The following is a 13,367-nucleotide window of genomic DNA, read 5'->3' on the forward strand; positions in this document are numbered from 1 at the left end:
GGCGCCATCGCCGCTCCTACGGAAGATCACTTCCTTCCTCTTTCCCCTTTCCTCTTTCCACTGATTTCAATGCCCGAACTCCCCGAAGTCGAAACCGCCCGCCGGGGCATCGCACCCCATCTCGAGGGCCGCCAGGTCACCGGCGTGGTGGTCCGCCAGCGGCAGTTGCGCTGGCCGATACCCAAAGGACTGGGCCAGACGCTCGCCGGGCAGATTCTGCAGGCGGTGCGCCGGCGCGGCAAATACCTGCTGCTGGACTTCGAGGAAGGCAGCCTGATCCTGCACCTGGGCATGTCCGGGAGCCTGCGCATCGTGCCCTGCGGCACGCCGCCGGGGAAACACGATCACGTGGACATCGCCTTCAGCGGCGACCGCTGCCTGCGCCTGACCGATCCCCGCCGCTTCGGCGCCGTGCTCTACACCCGCGACGATCCGGCCCGCCATCCGCTGCTGGCCGAACTCGGCCCGGAGCCCCTGGAAGTGGATTTTGACGGGACCCATCTGCACGAACGCAGCCGCGGCCGCCGGCTGGCCGTGAAGGCCTTCATCATGGACAGCAAGGTGGTGGTGGGCGTGGGCAACATCTACGCCAGCGAAGCCCTGTTCCTGGCCGGCATCCATCCGCGCCGGCCGGCCGGGCGCATCTCGGCCGCCCGTTACGACACCCTGGCCCGGACCATACGCGAGGTGCTCACCGCCGCCATCAACGCCGGCGGCACCACGTTGCGCGACTTCACCGACAGCGAAGGCCGCCCCGGCTACTTCGCCCGCCAGCTGCACGTCTATGGCCGTGAAGGCGAACCCTGCCCCCGCTGCGGCACCACCATTCGTCAGGAAACCATCGGCCAGCGTTCGAGCTACTACTGCCCGGCCTGCCAGCGGTAAGAGACCAACCTGCAAGCCGAACCGGACACGACCCTCTCTTTCCCTCGCATGCGGGGAGAGGGCCCAAATGGCCATTGCGAATACCCGACACGGCTCGATACGCACGCGACCCATTTCGTGACCGTCAGCGGAGGAACGCGCCTTGATCCGGCGCGCCAGGTTCGCTCCGAATGGGGCTTTTGATACGGTGCGGCCTGGCAACAACCCGCCCGCTATGGCCCGATGCCCTGCCGGTCCCGATCCCGGAAGGAGCAAGTGCCCTCGTCGATGTGGCCCGGATAGTGCTCACTGAAGGTCCGGCAGATTTCCGGACGATGCCGCCAGGCCGCCTTGTCGACGCAGTAGAGATCCGGTGGGATCACGTCTTCCTCGCCCTGGTAGATCTCCAGAATTTCCACCTGCTCTGGCGAGATGCCCTCGGCCTCCAGATAGTCGACCAGGCCGCAGATGGTGTCGGCAAAGTAGGAATTGACCAGATCCTCCCCTTCGATCACCGTCACCCGTGCCTCGTAGGTATAAGGCAGGCTCGGATCGTATTTGGATTCCGGCCCGCGGATCGTGTCGATCAGGTTCATGCTTGACCTCCCCGAAGCGCCCGCTTCGGAATCGAAACTGAATACATCTAATCCGAAACTAGCAGCTCCGGAACGGGAAGCCCCTTGCATTCATTGATCTGGATCAAACAATCCAAGGAGCCGACGGGATCGACGATTCCGGAAACCCTCAACGCACCTCGGCCCAACCTTCGCCGCGGGGATCGCTGGCGGCGCGCATCTCCCCGCTGCGCCGGCTCTGTACCACCAGCTGCATGTTGCCCCAGGGGTCGAATGCCCGCAGCCGGTGGCCGATGGCCTCCAGCTTCCTGCGCACGGCCGGCGCCAGCGCGCCGCGTTCGATCTGGATCACGTCGGGCAAATACTGGTGATGGAAGCGGGGCCGGGCCACCACGGCGCGGGGATCGGCGCCCTCCTCCAGGGCCAGGATCCCGAGCAGCACCATGGTGATGATCCGGCTGCCGCCCGGCGTACCGAGCAGGGCCAGGGTGTGGGACGACTCGGCGAAGGTGGGCGTCATGCTCGAGAGCATGCGCTTGCCCGGGGCGATGGCGTTGGCCTCGGCCCCCACCAGCCCGTAGACGTTGGGCACGCCGGGCTTAGCGGAGAAGTCGTCCATCTCGTCGTTGAGCAGCACGCCGGTGCCGGGCGCGACAAAACCGGAGCCAAAGGGATAGTTGATGCTGAGCGTGGCAGCCACCCGGTTGCCCTCGCGATCGAGGATGGAGAAATGGGTGGTGTGCCGACCCGCCCCGCCGGGAGATGCCAGGGCATCGCTGGGCGTGGGCCGCACGGGATCGATACCGGCCCGCAGGGACTTCGCATAGGCCTTGGAAACCAATCGTGCGACGGGTATCTCGACGAAATCGGGATCCCCCAAAAACTCGGCCCGATCCCGATAGGCCCGGCGCATGGCCTCCACGATCAGGTGCACTCGCTGCCACGCGGGCATCGCGCCCAGATCGTCGTGCTCGAGCATGTTGAGCATGGTTGCCAGCGCCACCCCACCCGATGAAGGCGGCGAGGCCGCGGTGATCCGCCAGCCCCGCCAGGTGAAGACCACCGGCTCGCGCAGGCGGATTTCATAGCCGGCGAGATCGGCCGCCGTCCAGATACCGCCGCCGGCGCGCACCGCCTCGACCATCTGCCGCGCCACCGGCCCCCGGTAGAACCCCTTGCGCCCCCGGGCCGCCAGACTGCGCAGGGTGGCCGCCAGATCGGGCTGGCGAATTCGGTAGCCCAGGGGCGGCACCCGGCCTTCCTTCAGGAAGATCCGCGACGCCTCGGGCGAGGCGCGCAGCGCTTCCAGGCGAAAGGCCGCCATGCGCCGGTAGTGCCCGGTAACCGTGAAGCCCCGCTCGGCCAGCCGGATGGCCGGCGCCAGGGTCTTCACCAGGGGCAGGCGCCCGTAGTGCCGGGCCAGGTAGTCCAGCGCCGCCGGCACGCCCGGGATCCCGGCCGCCAGCGGCCCGTTCACCGAGGCGCCGGGAATCACCTCGCCCTGCGCGTCCAGATACATGTCCCGGTGGGCGGCCCCCGGCGCCGTCTCGCGCCCGTCGAGCATCATCGCCCGGGCCTCGCCGGCCCGTTGCAGCAGCCAGAAGCCGCCGCCACCCAATCCCGAGGAGTAGGGTTCCACCACGGCCAGCGCCGCGCTTACCGCCACCGCCGCATCGAAGGCATTGCCGCCGGCTTCGAGGATCTCGAAGCCGGCCCGCGTGGCCAGGGGATGGGCAGACGCGATGGCCCCGAGGCGCGGCCCTTCCCCCGCCTGCGCAGGCAGAACGACGACGATCCAGAGCAGACAGAAAATCCGGCGCAATCGGCACATGGCGCTTCCCCGTGGCAAGCCGAGAGATTACCCCAGCCCGGATCAGGTGTCAGCCAGCGGGATCAATGCCCGAGCGAAAGCGCGATCGCCAGCCCCGCCCCCAGCACCAGGAAGGAGAGCACGACCTGGAAGGCCACCTCGCCCGATGTGACGGCCGGGCCGGCATGCCCGCCATGACCACCGCCATGTTCCCCGTGCCCCCCGGCCGGCGCCTCGTGACTGCCCGGCGGGCGCACGGTCATCATGCCGTGCTTCAGACCCCGGCGAACCAGCCAGGCATTCACCGGCCAGGCGGTGACGAAACCGCTGAGAAGCGCCATGGCGATGACGAACCAGAACACGGGGCCGGTGGGATCGCGGCTCTCCGGCAGCCACTTGGCGCCGAAGGTCATCACCACCATCATCGCGCCCATCAGGTAGTTCATGGAGACGAGTTCCGGGATGAAGGTGTTGCGCAGGGCGCGAGTGAAACTGCCTCCGGCCGAGGCCTGCATGAACAGGGCCTGGAAGATGACCCAGCCAAAGCCGAAACCGAGCCCGTATTCGAGGGCGATCTCGGCCGGCATGGGCAAGGCCACGAGCCCCCCGATCACGGCCCCCACCAGGATCCCGAGCCCGTCGCCGGCCACGCAGTGCATGGTCGAGCCCAGGGTCTGGCGCCAGAGCGTGGCGGTGTACTGGGCATGCAGTCCCGGCAAGGGTTCGCGGCAGCCCAGCACGTAGAGAAAGGCGCCAACGGGACCGGTATAGGCCGTGAACAGAATGAAGGCCCATTTCAGCACCGGCGATTCGGGAGTGCGCAGGCTGTCCACGGCCACGAACAGCACCGACAGGCCAGTGAGCAGGAACCACAGCAGCATCACCCCATTCAGCATCTTCTTCTCCTCGTCATTCGTCGCAAAATCGTTGCGACACGCGATTGCAGGGCGGCGCAAGCCCAACAGAGCCGACCTGCATCACTGCCGCACAACGGGGTGTTTCAACAGCCTGTCAGCTTGCCGATTCGGGCGCCGGGCGCAGCGAACGGAAGAAATCGGCCAGCGCCACCAGCAGGGTGCCCAGCCAGCGGCGTCCTGCCGTGTCCAGCAGGCGATGATATTCGTATTTCATGGTCAGGCCGGAACCGAACACGAAACCGGCAAAGGCCAGCGCCGATCCCAGCGCCAGGGTGGAAAGACCGGTCACGCCCTGGCCGATGGTGCAACCCATGGCCAGGACGCCACCGGTGCCAAGGAGGATCCCGCCCGCCACGTGCCGCCAGAAATCGCCCCAGGAGACGAAACCCACGATCCGGAAGCGTCCCGCCAGCAACGAGTCGATCAGCGCCCCGACGATAACCCCGGTGAGAATGGCCACCCCGAAGGTGAGCAGGGTGAGATCGGCAGGATGCAGCAGCAGGTTGAGTGTCTGCCCCATGGGATTGACGAAGGTCAGCGACATCACGCCGACCCCGCGTGGCGGCACGTCCATGAATCCCACTTCCTCGATCACCGTCTGACCGAAGGGGCCGCCCGTCAGATACCAGGCCGCCACCACCAGCAGGCCGACGGTGCCGCCGCCGACGAGGTTTGCCGGGCGGCGGCGGAAATCCCGTGAGCGGAACACCCAGACCAGCAACAGCAGAATCAGGAGACCGCTGGTCAGGGCATGAAACAGGCCGGCATCGCGTGTGCCGAACAGGGCGGCCAGGAGGCGGGGGATCGCCTGGCTGTCGATGCCGTAACGGGTCAGTTCGACGCTGGTGGGATTGATCCAGACATGGAAGGCGTAATGATAGAAATCGGTCATGGTCATGAGATAGGCCATGATGCCGCCGAACAGCAGCACCACCAGCGACTTGAGATTGCCGCCACCGATCCGCACCAGGGTCTTGTTCACACAGCCCCCGGAGAGCGTCATGCCGATGCCGAACAGGGTGCCGCCCAGCAGGTAACGGAGCCAGTCGAAGTTGGCGGTCCGATAGGGCGGCATGGTCCGGTTCAGATCCACGATGCCATTGGCTTCCAGGATCCACGCGCCCAGCATGGCCACGGCGATGGCGAACACCCAGGCCCGAATCCGGCCCGTATCCCCCATGTTCACCAGATCCGAGACGGCACCCATGGTGCAGAAGTTGGTCCGGTTCACCACGGCCCCCAGGAGGACGGCGATCCCGAATCCCCAGGCCAGCCACTGCAGATAGATTTCCGGCAACATGTTCACCTCCCCTTCCCGGCCGATGAGACGGCGGGATTCACCAGCGGCAGGTTCCGCAGGTTCCAGCGCCGCAAACCGGCATCGTGCACCCGCAGGTTGTGGTAACCGGCGGCATAGAACACGGCATAATTGAAGGCCGCCCCCGTCCCCCCGAGGCAGGTCAGCAGGATTGGCTGGCCCGGCGAGATGCCCAGGCGCCGGAGCAACGGCGGCACGTCCGGCGGCACCACGTACCAGCGCCCCTCCCGGCTGCGGCGCACGTAATCCCGCCAGGGCTGATTGACACTGCCGGGGATCCGGCCCTTCTTCGGGTTGGCGGCGAATTTGCTGCGCCCGGCGAAATGCGCGGCGGGCCGCCCGTCCACCAGCAGATACGCTTCGCGGATCCGGGCCAGTTCATCCGTCCCCACCTCCAGGGCCAGCAGAGGCCGGGCCACGAAATCGCCCTTGCGCCGCGGCGTTTCCTCCTCGGCCACCGGCCCGCCGGCATCCCGCCAGGCCTGCCAGCCGCCGTCGAGCATGCCCACGTTGGGATGCCCCAGCAGGTGCAGAAGCCAAAAGAGATAATAGGCGCCAAGGATCTCGTCGGTGTCGTTGCCCTTGTAATAGATCACCACGCCATCGTCGTCGTTCACGCCCAGGGCGCGCAGGCGCGCCTGCAGCCGGGACACCGGCAGGTGGACCAGGGCGCCATCCGCCGCCTGTTCCCGCCAGGCACTCTTGTTGCTGACCACGCTGCCTGGAATGTGACCCTCGAAGACGTAGCTGCTCTCGCTGGAGATCTCGACGATGGCCAGCTTCCCGGCCTGCAAATGGGCCTGCAGCCAGGCGGCATCGACCCGCGGCGGCACGTTCACGGCCAGCACGCTGGCCGGCAGCAGGAGCCACGCGGCCAGGAAGACGCGGCCACGCATCGCGCGCATCGATTCAGAAATAGAGATAGGCATGGCCTCTGAGCTGCAGATCGATGATTCGGGTATAACCGTCGTGCACCCGCAACACACCCGGCAGCAGATCCTCCGCCGTCCAGCCCCGGGCCTTGAGACTGGCGTTGCAGACTTCCACGTGCACGCCGTCGGCGATCAGTTTCTCGATGATCTTCTCGTTGGGATTGAAGGCGAAGGGATCGCCGCGTTCACGCTGGAAGGCATCCTCGTTCAGCGCCCAGTAGGCCGCGGCGCCGTGCAAGACCAGATGAATGTCCAGCGCCTTGCGCGGCACGCCCAGGCTCACGTAGGCGGCAATCAGGCCCCGGGCATAGAACAGCGCCTTGCCGATGCCGGCTTCCCGATCGTCGTGGCTCACGTCGTAGACCACACGCACGTCCTGGCGCACCATCGGTGCCGGCATGCCGGTGCCTTCGACGCCTTGCCGCGCGAACGCCATGCCCGGCAGCAGACTCAGCACCAGCCACCAGGCCTTGTGGCAACGCTTCAATCGATCCGCTTCTGCATGCATCGCTTTGCCTCCACGTTCCGCAGGCATCTGCAATCATCATAGTCCATTCACGCTCGAAACAGGCAAGCTGCGCCTTGCACTGACGTTCATACCCGTTTCTTGACATGTGTCGGGCGCAAGGGCGCATACTCACGACATCGGGAAACATCCCTGCGCGGAGGAGAACCATGCAAACGGAAAACATCGACATGCGCCGCCGCCGTTTTCTCACGGCCGCCACGGCGGTCATCGGCGCCGGCGGCCTGGCTGCGGCGAGCATTCCGTTCATCGGCAGCATGAATCCCAGCGCGAAGGTGGCCGCCGCCAGCGCGCCGATCGAAGTGGACGTGGATCGGATCGAACCTGGCGCACTCATCACCGTACTGTGGCGGGGCCGGCCCGTCTGGGTGCTGCACCGCACACCGGAACAGGTTGCCCGCCTGCACGACGAAAAACTTCAAGCCCGATTGCGCGACCCCGACTCTCGCGAGCCACAGCAGTTCAGTGACCAGGTCGCCAACTGGCACCGTTCCCTGCGGCCGGAAGTGCTGATCGTGGTCGCCATCTGCACCCACCTGGGCTGCGTGCCGACCTACCGCCCCGATCTCCAGCCCGCGGATCTCGGCCCCGAGTGGTTCGGCGGTTTCTACTGTCCCTGCCACGGCTCCCGCTACGATCTGGCCGGGCGGGTCTACAGGTTCATGCCGGCACCACTGAACCTGCCCGTACCGCCCTATTTCTTCGTCAGCAAAACCACGGTGCGCATCGGCGAGACCACCGATGGCGGCGAACGGAACTGGTCACCGAAGGTCTGGTGAATCTCCCCGCGGCAACGCCGTGAAGCGGCGAACGGAAAATCCGCGACCGGCGGCCAAAGACCGGCATGGAGGAGAAAACGGAAGGGGTCCGGCGTGTCCGCCGGACCGGATGCAAGACGGAACGCCCGATCAGGCGCTTTGCAGGATCTTGTACTTGGCGAGGAGCTGGTCTTCGGTTTCCTCGTTGTCCGGATCCTTGATGATGCAGTCCACGGGGCAGACTTCGATGCACTGGGGTTCGTCGTAGTGACCGACGCATTCGGTGCAGAGGTTGGGATCGATCTCGTAGATTTCGTCGCCCTGCGAGATGGCCTCGTTGGGGCATTCGGGCTCGCAGACGTCGCAGTTGATGCACTCGTCGGTAATCAGCAGGGACATGATGAAAGACCTCGGTTCAGCGATGCCCTCGGGGGCGGGAAGGAGCCCCATATATTAGCGCAATCTTCTATTCAGCGCAGCCGCCACCGCCGGATGGACGAAGGCAGAAATGTCACCGCCCAGGCTGGCGATTTCCCGCACCAGTGAGGAGGAAATGAAGGAATACTGCTCGGCGGGGGTCAGGAACACGGTCTCCACTTCCGGGGCGAGATGGCGGTTCATGCTGGCGAGCTGGAACTCGTATTCGAAATCGGACACTGCGCGCAGGCCACGCAGGATCACCTGGGCGCCGCGCTCGCGCATGAACTCCACCAGCAGGGTATCGAAGCCGCAGACCTCCACGTTGGGGATCCCGGCCAGGGCCGCTCGGGCCAGTTCCACCCGCTCGTCAAGACTGAATACCGGCTGCTTGCCGGAGACGGCCGCCACCGCCACCACCACCCGATCGAACAGCCGCGAGGCCCGCTGCACGAGATCCGTGTGCCCGTTGGTGAGGGGATCGAAGGTGCCGGGATAGAGGGCGGTGATGGACATGGCAGGCTCGCAGATGGACTCGGGCAGATTCTAACCCGGCCCCTGCCGGCGCAACAGATGATAGCCCACCTGGCCCGCGCGTTTTTCACGGTGCATTTCCCAGTTGGCGGGCAGTTCGGGCAAGGCGGCCGTGCCGCGAGTCACCGGTGCTTCCAGGTAGATCCAGGCCGGATCGGCCAGCCAGTGCCCGTCTTCCAGCGCCGCGATGCATGCCGGCCACAGCTTGGCGGCGTAGGGCGGATCGAGGAACACGATGTCGAAGGGTTTGTCCGCCGATCCTGCCAGGTAGCGCAGGGCGTCGTGCCGCACCACCCGCGCCCGCGCCGTCTCGCCCAGCAATCGCAGGTTCTCGTCCAGCCGACGGGCCGCGGCCGCATCGGCTTCCACCAGCACCACCTCCGCGGCGCCACGCGAGAGCGCCTCGAAACCCAGTGCGCCGCTGCCGGCGAACAGATCCAGCACCCGGGCGCCGGGCAGATGCGGCATCAGCCAGTTGAACAGGGTTTCGCGCACCCGATCGGGGGTGGGACGCAGACCGGGCACCTCGGGAAAGGCGAGCTTCCGGCCCCGGTGGCGTCCGCCGATGATCCGGATCCGGTTACGCTGCGCGGCCATGGGCGTTGTGGATCAGTGCGTGAGAAAGAACTTGATGATGAACTTGATGGAAAACCCGAGCACCCCCACCATCAGCCCGAGAAAGAGCACGAACATGCCGAAACGGCCGGCATTGGAGTCCTTCCCCAGCCGCCAGACGATGAAGGCCATGTAGCTCATCAGCACGATCAGCCCGATGGGCAGGCCGTATTCGGTGAGCATCTCGTCGGTGATTTGCATGTGCGCGGGTCCGGCAGGAAAAACCCGGACATTTTAGCATGGAAAGCCGCCGCCACCGGCGGCATGCCCGCCGCTTGACCGGCTGTTGAAAACCCCCCTTTTTCAACAGCCGGTCAGAGCCCCTTGCCCACCTGTACGGTCACCATGTGATCGGGAGCGATGCGCCGGCGCCAGGCCGCCACGATCTGCTCGGCGGTCACGGCCGTGATGCGGGCATTGAAAGTTTGCAGGTAGTCGAGGGGCAGATCGTAGAAACCGATCATGGCCACGTAACCGGCGATGTCGCTGTTGCTGTCGATGCGCAGGGGGAAGCCGCCGGTGATGTTCTTCTTGGCGTGGGTCAGTTCCTTCGCCGTGGGTCCCTCGGCCAGGAAGTCGCGCAGGGTCTTCTCCAGCAGGGCCAGCGCCTGCTCGCGGCTGGCGTTCTTCGTCTGCAGCCCCATGATGAACGGTCCCTCGACCCGCATGGGCGCGAAATAGCTGTAGGCGCTGTAGGCCAGCCCGTGTTCGTCACGGATGACCTTCAGGATCCGCGAGCTGAAGCCGCTGCCGCCGAGGATGTGGTTGCCCACATAGAGGGGGAAATAGTCGGGATCGCCCCGGCGCAGGCCCGGCTGGCCCACCAGGATCGTGGTCTGGGTGGAAGGGTAGTCCTTGCGCACCTCCTGCGCCTTCGCCAGCCTGGCCACGGGCGGCAGGGGTGGGGCCTTCCGGCCCTGCGGCAGGCGGCCGACCAGACGTTCGGCGAGCCGCTCGGCGGCGGGGCGATCCAGATCGCCCACGATCACCACCAGGGCATTCTTCGCCACGTAGAAACGCCGGTAGAAGCGCTGCACGTCCTGCCGGCGGATGGCCTTGACGCTCGCGGGCGTGCCGGCGACCGGATGGGCGTAGGGATGGTTGCCGTACACGGCGCGATAGAAGGCCTTGCTGGCGAGGGTGGCGGGCGACTGTTCATCCGCCTTGAGGCCGATCAGGATCTGTCGGCGCAGCCGCTCCAGTTGCCTGGGCGGGAAGCGGGGCGAGACGAGGATGGCCTGCAGGGTGGCGACGGCCTTTTCCATCAGGGCGGGCTCGGTGAGGCTGCGCAGGCTGAGGCTCGCCATGTCGCGTCCGGCGCTGCTGCCGAAGCGGGCGCCCACGCTGTCGAAACGCTCGGCCAGGGTATCGGTGTCCCAGTCGCCCGCGCCCTGATCGAGCATGGCGTTGACCAGGCTGGCCAGGCCCGGCTGGTCGCCGTCCCGGGCGCTGCCGGCGTCGAACACCACCTGCACGTCGAACATGGGCAGTTGCGGCGCGCGCACGTAGAGCACGCGGGCGCCGTTGGCGGTGTGCCACGCCTGGATCCGGGGGCCTTCGCTCTTCGCCCGGGGCGGGGCGGCAGACGGCGTGACCGCGCAGGCGGAGATCAGGAGCAGGCTGGCGAGAACGAGGGGCAGTCGGAAGAGGCGCATGGTCGGAGTTCCCGGTTATTCGTGGCTGGGGAGGGGCAGCGGCTCGAGCTCCGCCTCGGTCAGGTGATCCGCGATCAGGTATTTCTTCGCCACGGCCTGGATCTGGGCGGGCGTGACGGCGCGGATCCTTTGCGGATATTCGTCCAGCTTGCGCCAGCCGAGGCCCACGGTCTCGAGCATCCCGAGCTGCATGGCCTGGTAGAAGACCGAGTCCTGCTCGTAGACCTTGCCGGCCACCACCTGAGCCTTGATGCGGGCCAGCTCCGCCTCGCTCACCGGCTCGCGCTTGAGGCGTTCGACCTGTTCCAGCAGGGCCTGGCGCAGCTCGGCCACGCTGTGGCCCTCGGCGGGGGTGCCGTCGAGCAGAAACAGGCTCTGCTGGCGGGCATAGAGATCGTAACCGGCATCGGCGTCGGCGGCGATCTGGGAGCCGCGGACCAGCTCGCGCGGCAGGCGGGCGCTGTCGCCCCCCGCCAGCACCCCGGCCAGCACCTCCAGCGCGTAGGCCTCGTTATCGTCCGCGGCGGTGTTGAGCACCGGCACCTGCCAGCCCATGAGCAGATACGGCAGTTTGGCCGGCGCCCGCACCACGATCTTGCGCGGCCCCTTCTGTTCCATCTCGGTGCGTGGCTTGGGCGGCGCCAGTTGCGAAGGTTCGAGCGGCCCGTAGTATTTGCGCGCAAGGGCCAGCACCGCCGCCGGTTCCACGTCGCCCACCACCACCAGGGTGGCGTTGTTGGGCGCGTACCAGCGCCGGTACCAGGCGCGCAGATCGTCCACCGTGAGGCTCTTCAGATCCGCCATCCAGCCGATGATGGGATTGTGATAGGGGCTGGAGACGAAGGCGGCGGCATTGAACTGTTCGTAGGTCAGGGCGGTGGGCTTGTCCTCGGTACGCATGCGCCGCTCCTCCATCACCACCTTCACCTCCTTGGCGAATTCCGCCGGCGGCAGGGTGAGGTTGCGCATGCGGTCGGCTTCCAGCTCGAAACTCACCGCCAGGCGGCTCTTCTCGAGCTGCTGGAAGTAGGCGGTATAGTCCCGGCCGGTGAAGGCGTTCTCGCGCCCGCCGTTCTCGGCGATGAGGCGCGAGAACTCGCCGGCCGGATGCCGCTTCGTGCCCTTGAACATCATGTGCTCGAGGACGTGGGAGATGCCGGTGATCCCCAGGTGCTCGTAACTGGCGCCCACCTTGTACCAGATCTGGGCCACCACCACCGGGGCGCGATGATCCTCCTTGACCAGGATCTTCAGACCGTTGTCGAGACGGTATTCGTGTACCTGGGCGACGGCGAAGCCCGGCAGGAGCAGGCAGAGAAGCAGCAGTTTCTTGAGCATGGACGGTTCCGGAGGCTGTGGTCTTGTTGTTCTGCGCAGGATCGCGGCGAAATGGTAGGATACCCCATCTGCCGAACCCGTCGCGTGCCCGTGCATCGGGCACGCTCCGCAATAGACACAGCGATTCATGTTTAGTTTCCGCCGCAAGAAAACCGCCGACGAACAGCCCGCCGCGGAGCGAAAGGGCCTGCTGGCGCGCCTGCGCGCCGGCCTCGCGCGCACCCGCTCCGGCCTCACGGGCGGCCTGGCCGGCCTGTTCCGGGGCCGCAAGGTACTCGACGACGCGCTGATGGAGGAACTGGAGACCCGCCTCCTGACCGCCGACGTGGGGGTGGAGACCACCCGCCGGATCATCGACGATCTCACCACGCGCATCTCGCGCAAGGAGCTGGCCGATCCCGAAGCCCTCTACCAGGCCCTGAAGCAGGAGATGCTGGCGATCCTCGAACCGGTCTCCCGGCCGCTGGAGATCGGCGAGCAGCGCCCCTTCGTGATCCTGATGGTGGGCGTCAACGGCGCCGGCAAGACCACCACCATCGGCAAGCTGGCCAAGAAGCTGCAAAACGGCGGCCTGTCGGTGATGCTGGCCGCCGGCGACACCTTTCGCGCCGCCGCCGTGGAGCAGCTCCAGACCTGGGGCGAGCGCAACGGCGTGCCGGTGATCGCCCAGCATGCCGGTGCCGACAGCGCCTCGGTGATCTACGACGCCCTGCAGGCGGCCCGGGCCCGCGGGATCGACGTGCTGATCGCCGACACCGCCGGGCGCCTGCACACCCAGTCCAACCTCATGGAAGAGCTGAAGAAGGTCAAGCGGGTGATGGGCAAGCTGGACCCGGACGCGCCCCACGAGGTGATGCTGGTGCTGGACGCCGGCACCGGCCAGAACGCCCTGCGCCAGGCCCGCGAGTTCCACGAAGCGGTGGGCGTGACCGGCATCACCCTCACCAAGCTCGACGGCACCGCCAAGGGCGGCGTGATCTTCGCCATCGCGGGCGAGCTGGGGATCCCCATCCGCTTCATCGGGATCGGCGAGGGCATCGACGATCTGCGCCCCTTCGATGCCGCCGAATTCGTCGAAGCCCTGTTCGACGCCGACGACAAATGAGCC

At 66.8% G+C, this 13,367-nt stretch carries 15 protein-coding genes; 3 read left to right on the top strand and 12 right to left on the bottom strand.

The window, feature by feature from the left end; all coding sequences use genetic code 11:
- The first annotated feature begins 69 nt into the window (after window positions 1–69).
- Entirely contained in the window at window positions 70–885 is an 816-nt protein-coding gene (gene mutM / locus ACZ5BH_RS04585; RefSeq protein WP_464890738.1) for a bifunctional DNA-formamidopyrimidine glycosylase/DNA-(apurinic or apyrimidinic site) lyase, read from the top strand.
- Between the two features lie 212 nt (window positions 886–1,097).
- On the opposite strand, the gene ACZ5BH_RS04590 is transcribed toward mutM, so the two are convergent.
- The 6 genes from ACZ5BH_RS04590 to ACZ5BH_RS04615 form a co-directional block, all read right to left on the bottom strand.
- Window positions 1,098–1,460: a hypothetical protein gene (locus tag ACZ5BH_RS04590; protein ID WP_464890739.1), complete on the bottom strand. Its 363-nt coding sequence runs from the start codon at window positions 1,458–1,460 to the stop codon at window positions 1,098–1,100.
- 148 nt (window positions 1,461–1,608) lie between these two features.
- Complete coding sequence (gene ggt, locus ACZ5BH_RS04595) at window positions 1,609–3,270, bottom strand: gamma-glutamyltransferase (protein ID WP_464890740.1); 1,662 nt, start codon at window positions 3,268–3,270, stop codon at window positions 1,609–1,611.
- A gap of 62 nt (window positions 3,271–3,332) precedes the next feature.
- Window positions 3,333–4,145 carry a DUF4396 domain-containing protein gene (locus tag ACZ5BH_RS04600; protein WP_464890741.1) on the bottom strand — a complete coding sequence of 271 codons (813 nt, stop codon included), beginning with the start codon at window positions 4,143–4,145 and terminating at the stop codon, window positions 3,333–3,335.
- A 115-nt stretch (window positions 4,146–4,260) separates the two neighbouring features.
- On the bottom strand, window positions 4,261–5,466 hold the full coding sequence (locus ACZ5BH_RS04605; protein WP_464890742.1) for a YeeE/YedE family protein: 1,206 nt from the start codon (window positions 5,464–5,466) through the stop codon (window positions 4,261–4,263).
- Window positions 5,467–5,468: 2 nt separating this feature from the next.
- Window positions 5,469–6,380: a sulfurtransferase gene (locus tag ACZ5BH_RS04610; RefSeq protein WP_464890743.1), complete on the bottom strand. Its 912-nt coding sequence runs from the start codon at window positions 6,378–6,380 to the stop codon at window positions 5,469–5,471.
- Between the two features lie 13 nt (window positions 6,381–6,393).
- Window positions 6,394–6,924: a DsrE family protein gene (locus ACZ5BH_RS04615; protein WP_464890744.1), complete on the bottom strand. Its 531-nt coding sequence runs from the start codon at window positions 6,922–6,924 to the stop codon at window positions 6,394–6,396.
- A 167-nt stretch (window positions 6,925–7,091) separates the two neighbouring features.
- Between ACZ5BH_RS04615 and petA the strand changes: the two genes are divergently transcribed.
- Window positions 7,092–7,721, top strand: a complete 630-nt coding sequence (petA, locus tag ACZ5BH_RS04620) for a ubiquinol-cytochrome c reductase iron-sulfur subunit (RefSeq protein WP_464890745.1) — start codon at window positions 7,092–7,094, stop codon at window positions 7,719–7,721.
- A gap of 129 nt (window positions 7,722–7,850) precedes the next feature.
- Here petA and ACZ5BH_RS04625 read toward each other — a convergent pair whose 3' ends face one another.
- The 6 genes from ACZ5BH_RS04625 to ACZ5BH_RS04650 all read right to left on the bottom strand — a co-directional run bounded on the left by ACZ5BH_RS04625 (window position 7,851) and on the right by ACZ5BH_RS04650 (window position 12,259).
- Complete coding sequence (locus ACZ5BH_RS04625) at window positions 7,851–8,099, bottom strand: YfhL family 4Fe-4S dicluster ferredoxin (RefSeq protein ID WP_464890746.1); 249 nt, start codon at window positions 8,097–8,099, stop codon at window positions 7,851–7,853.
- A gap of 54 nt (window positions 8,100–8,153) precedes the next feature.
- Window positions 8,154–8,633, bottom strand: coding sequence for a pantetheine-phosphate adenylyltransferase (coaD, locus tag ACZ5BH_RS04630; protein WP_464890747.1), 480 nt, complete (start codon window positions 8,631–8,633; stop codon window positions 8,154–8,156).
- A 30-nt stretch (window positions 8,634–8,663) separates the two neighbouring features.
- Window positions 8,664–9,248: a 16S rRNA (guanine(966)-N(2))-methyltransferase RsmD gene (gene rsmD, locus ACZ5BH_RS04635; protein ID WP_464890748.1), complete on the bottom strand. Its 585-nt coding sequence runs from the start codon at window positions 9,246–9,248 to the stop codon at window positions 8,664–8,666.
- A 12-nt stretch (window positions 9,249–9,260) separates the two neighbouring features.
- Window positions 9,261–9,467 (bottom strand): DUF2788 domain-containing protein, encoded by a 207-nt coding sequence (locus ACZ5BH_RS04640; protein ID WP_464890749.1) that lies wholly within the window; start codon window positions 9,465–9,467, stop codon window positions 9,261–9,263.
- Window positions 9,468–9,580: 113 nt separating this feature from the next.
- Complete coding sequence (locus tag ACZ5BH_RS04645; RefSeq protein ID WP_464890750.1) at window positions 9,581–10,921, bottom strand: M16 family metallopeptidase; 1,341 nt, start codon at window positions 10,919–10,921, stop codon at window positions 9,581–9,583.
- Window positions 10,922–10,936: 15 nt separating this feature from the next.
- On the bottom strand, window positions 10,937–12,259 hold the full coding sequence (locus ACZ5BH_RS04650; protein ID WP_464890751.1) for a M16 family metallopeptidase: 1,323 nt from the start codon (window positions 12,257–12,259) through the stop codon (window positions 10,937–10,939).
- A 127-nt stretch (window positions 12,260–12,386) separates the two neighbouring features.
- On the opposite strand from ACZ5BH_RS04650, the gene ftsY reads away from it, so the two are divergent.
- Entirely contained in the window at window positions 12,387–13,364 is a 978-nt protein-coding gene (gene ftsY, locus ACZ5BH_RS04655) for a signal recognition particle-docking protein FtsY (protein WP_464890752.1), read from the top strand.
- Window positions 13,365–13,367: the final 3 nt, after the last annotated feature.

The organism is Thioprofundum lithotrophicum, from assembly GCF_055387065.1.

Bases quoted from the DNA above. Each gene is read 5' to 3' on its own strand.
- ggt (WP_464890740.1), bottom strand. From the start codon at position 3,270: ATGTGCCGATTGCGCCGGATTTTCTGTCTGCTCTGGATCGTCGTCGTT.
- ACZ5BH_RS04590 (WP_464890739.1), bottom strand. From the start codon at position 1,460: ATGAACCTGATCGACACGATCCGCGGGCCGGAATCCAAATACGATCCG.
- ACZ5BH_RS04640 (WP_464890749.1), bottom strand. From the start codon at position 9,467: ATGCAAATCACCGACGAGATGCTCACCGAATACGGCCTGCCCATCGGG.
- rsmD (WP_464890748.1), bottom strand. From the start codon at position 9,248: ATGGCCGCGCAGCGTAACCGGATCCGGATCATCGGCGGACGCCACCGG.
- coaD (WP_464890747.1), bottom strand. From the start codon at position 8,633: ATGTCCATCACCGCCCTCTATCCCGGCACCTTCGATCCCCTCACCAAC.
- ACZ5BH_RS04610 (WP_464890743.1), bottom strand. From the start codon at position 6,380: ATGCGTGGCCGCGTCTTCCTGGCCGCGTGGCTCCTGCTGCCGGCCAGC.
- ACZ5BH_RS04625 (WP_464890746.1), bottom strand. From the start codon at position 8,099: ATGTCCCTGCTGATTACCGACGAGTGCATCAACTGCGACGTCTGCGAG.
- mutM (WP_464890738.1), top strand. From the start codon at position 70: ATGCCCGAACTCCCCGAAGTCGAAACCGCCCGCCGGGGCATCGCACCC.
- ACZ5BH_RS04600 (WP_464890741.1), bottom strand. From the start codon at position 4,145: ATGCTGAATGGGGTGATGCTGCTGTGGTTCCTGCTCACTGGCCTGTCG.
- ftsY (WP_464890752.1), top strand. From the start codon at position 12,387: ATGTTTAGTTTCCGCCGCAAGAAAACCGCCGACGAACAGCCCGCCGCG.
- petA (WP_464890745.1), top strand. From the start codon at position 7,092: ATGCAAACGGAAAACATCGACATGCGCCGCCGCCGTTTTCTCACGGCC.
- ACZ5BH_RS04615 (WP_464890744.1), bottom strand. From the start codon at position 6,924: ATGCATGCAGAAGCGGATCGATTGAAGCGTTGCCACAAGGCCTGGTGG.
- ACZ5BH_RS04650 (WP_464890751.1), bottom strand. From the start codon at position 12,259: ATGCTCAAGAAACTGCTGCTTCTCTGCCTGCTCCTGCCGGGCTTCGCC.
- ACZ5BH_RS04605 (WP_464890742.1), bottom strand. From the start codon at position 5,466: ATGTTGCCGGAAATCTATCTGCAGTGGCTGGCCTGGGGATTCGGGATC.
- ACZ5BH_RS04645 (WP_464890750.1), bottom strand. From the start codon at position 10,921: ATGCGCCTCTTCCGACTGCCCCTCGTTCTCGCCAGCCTGCTCCTGATC.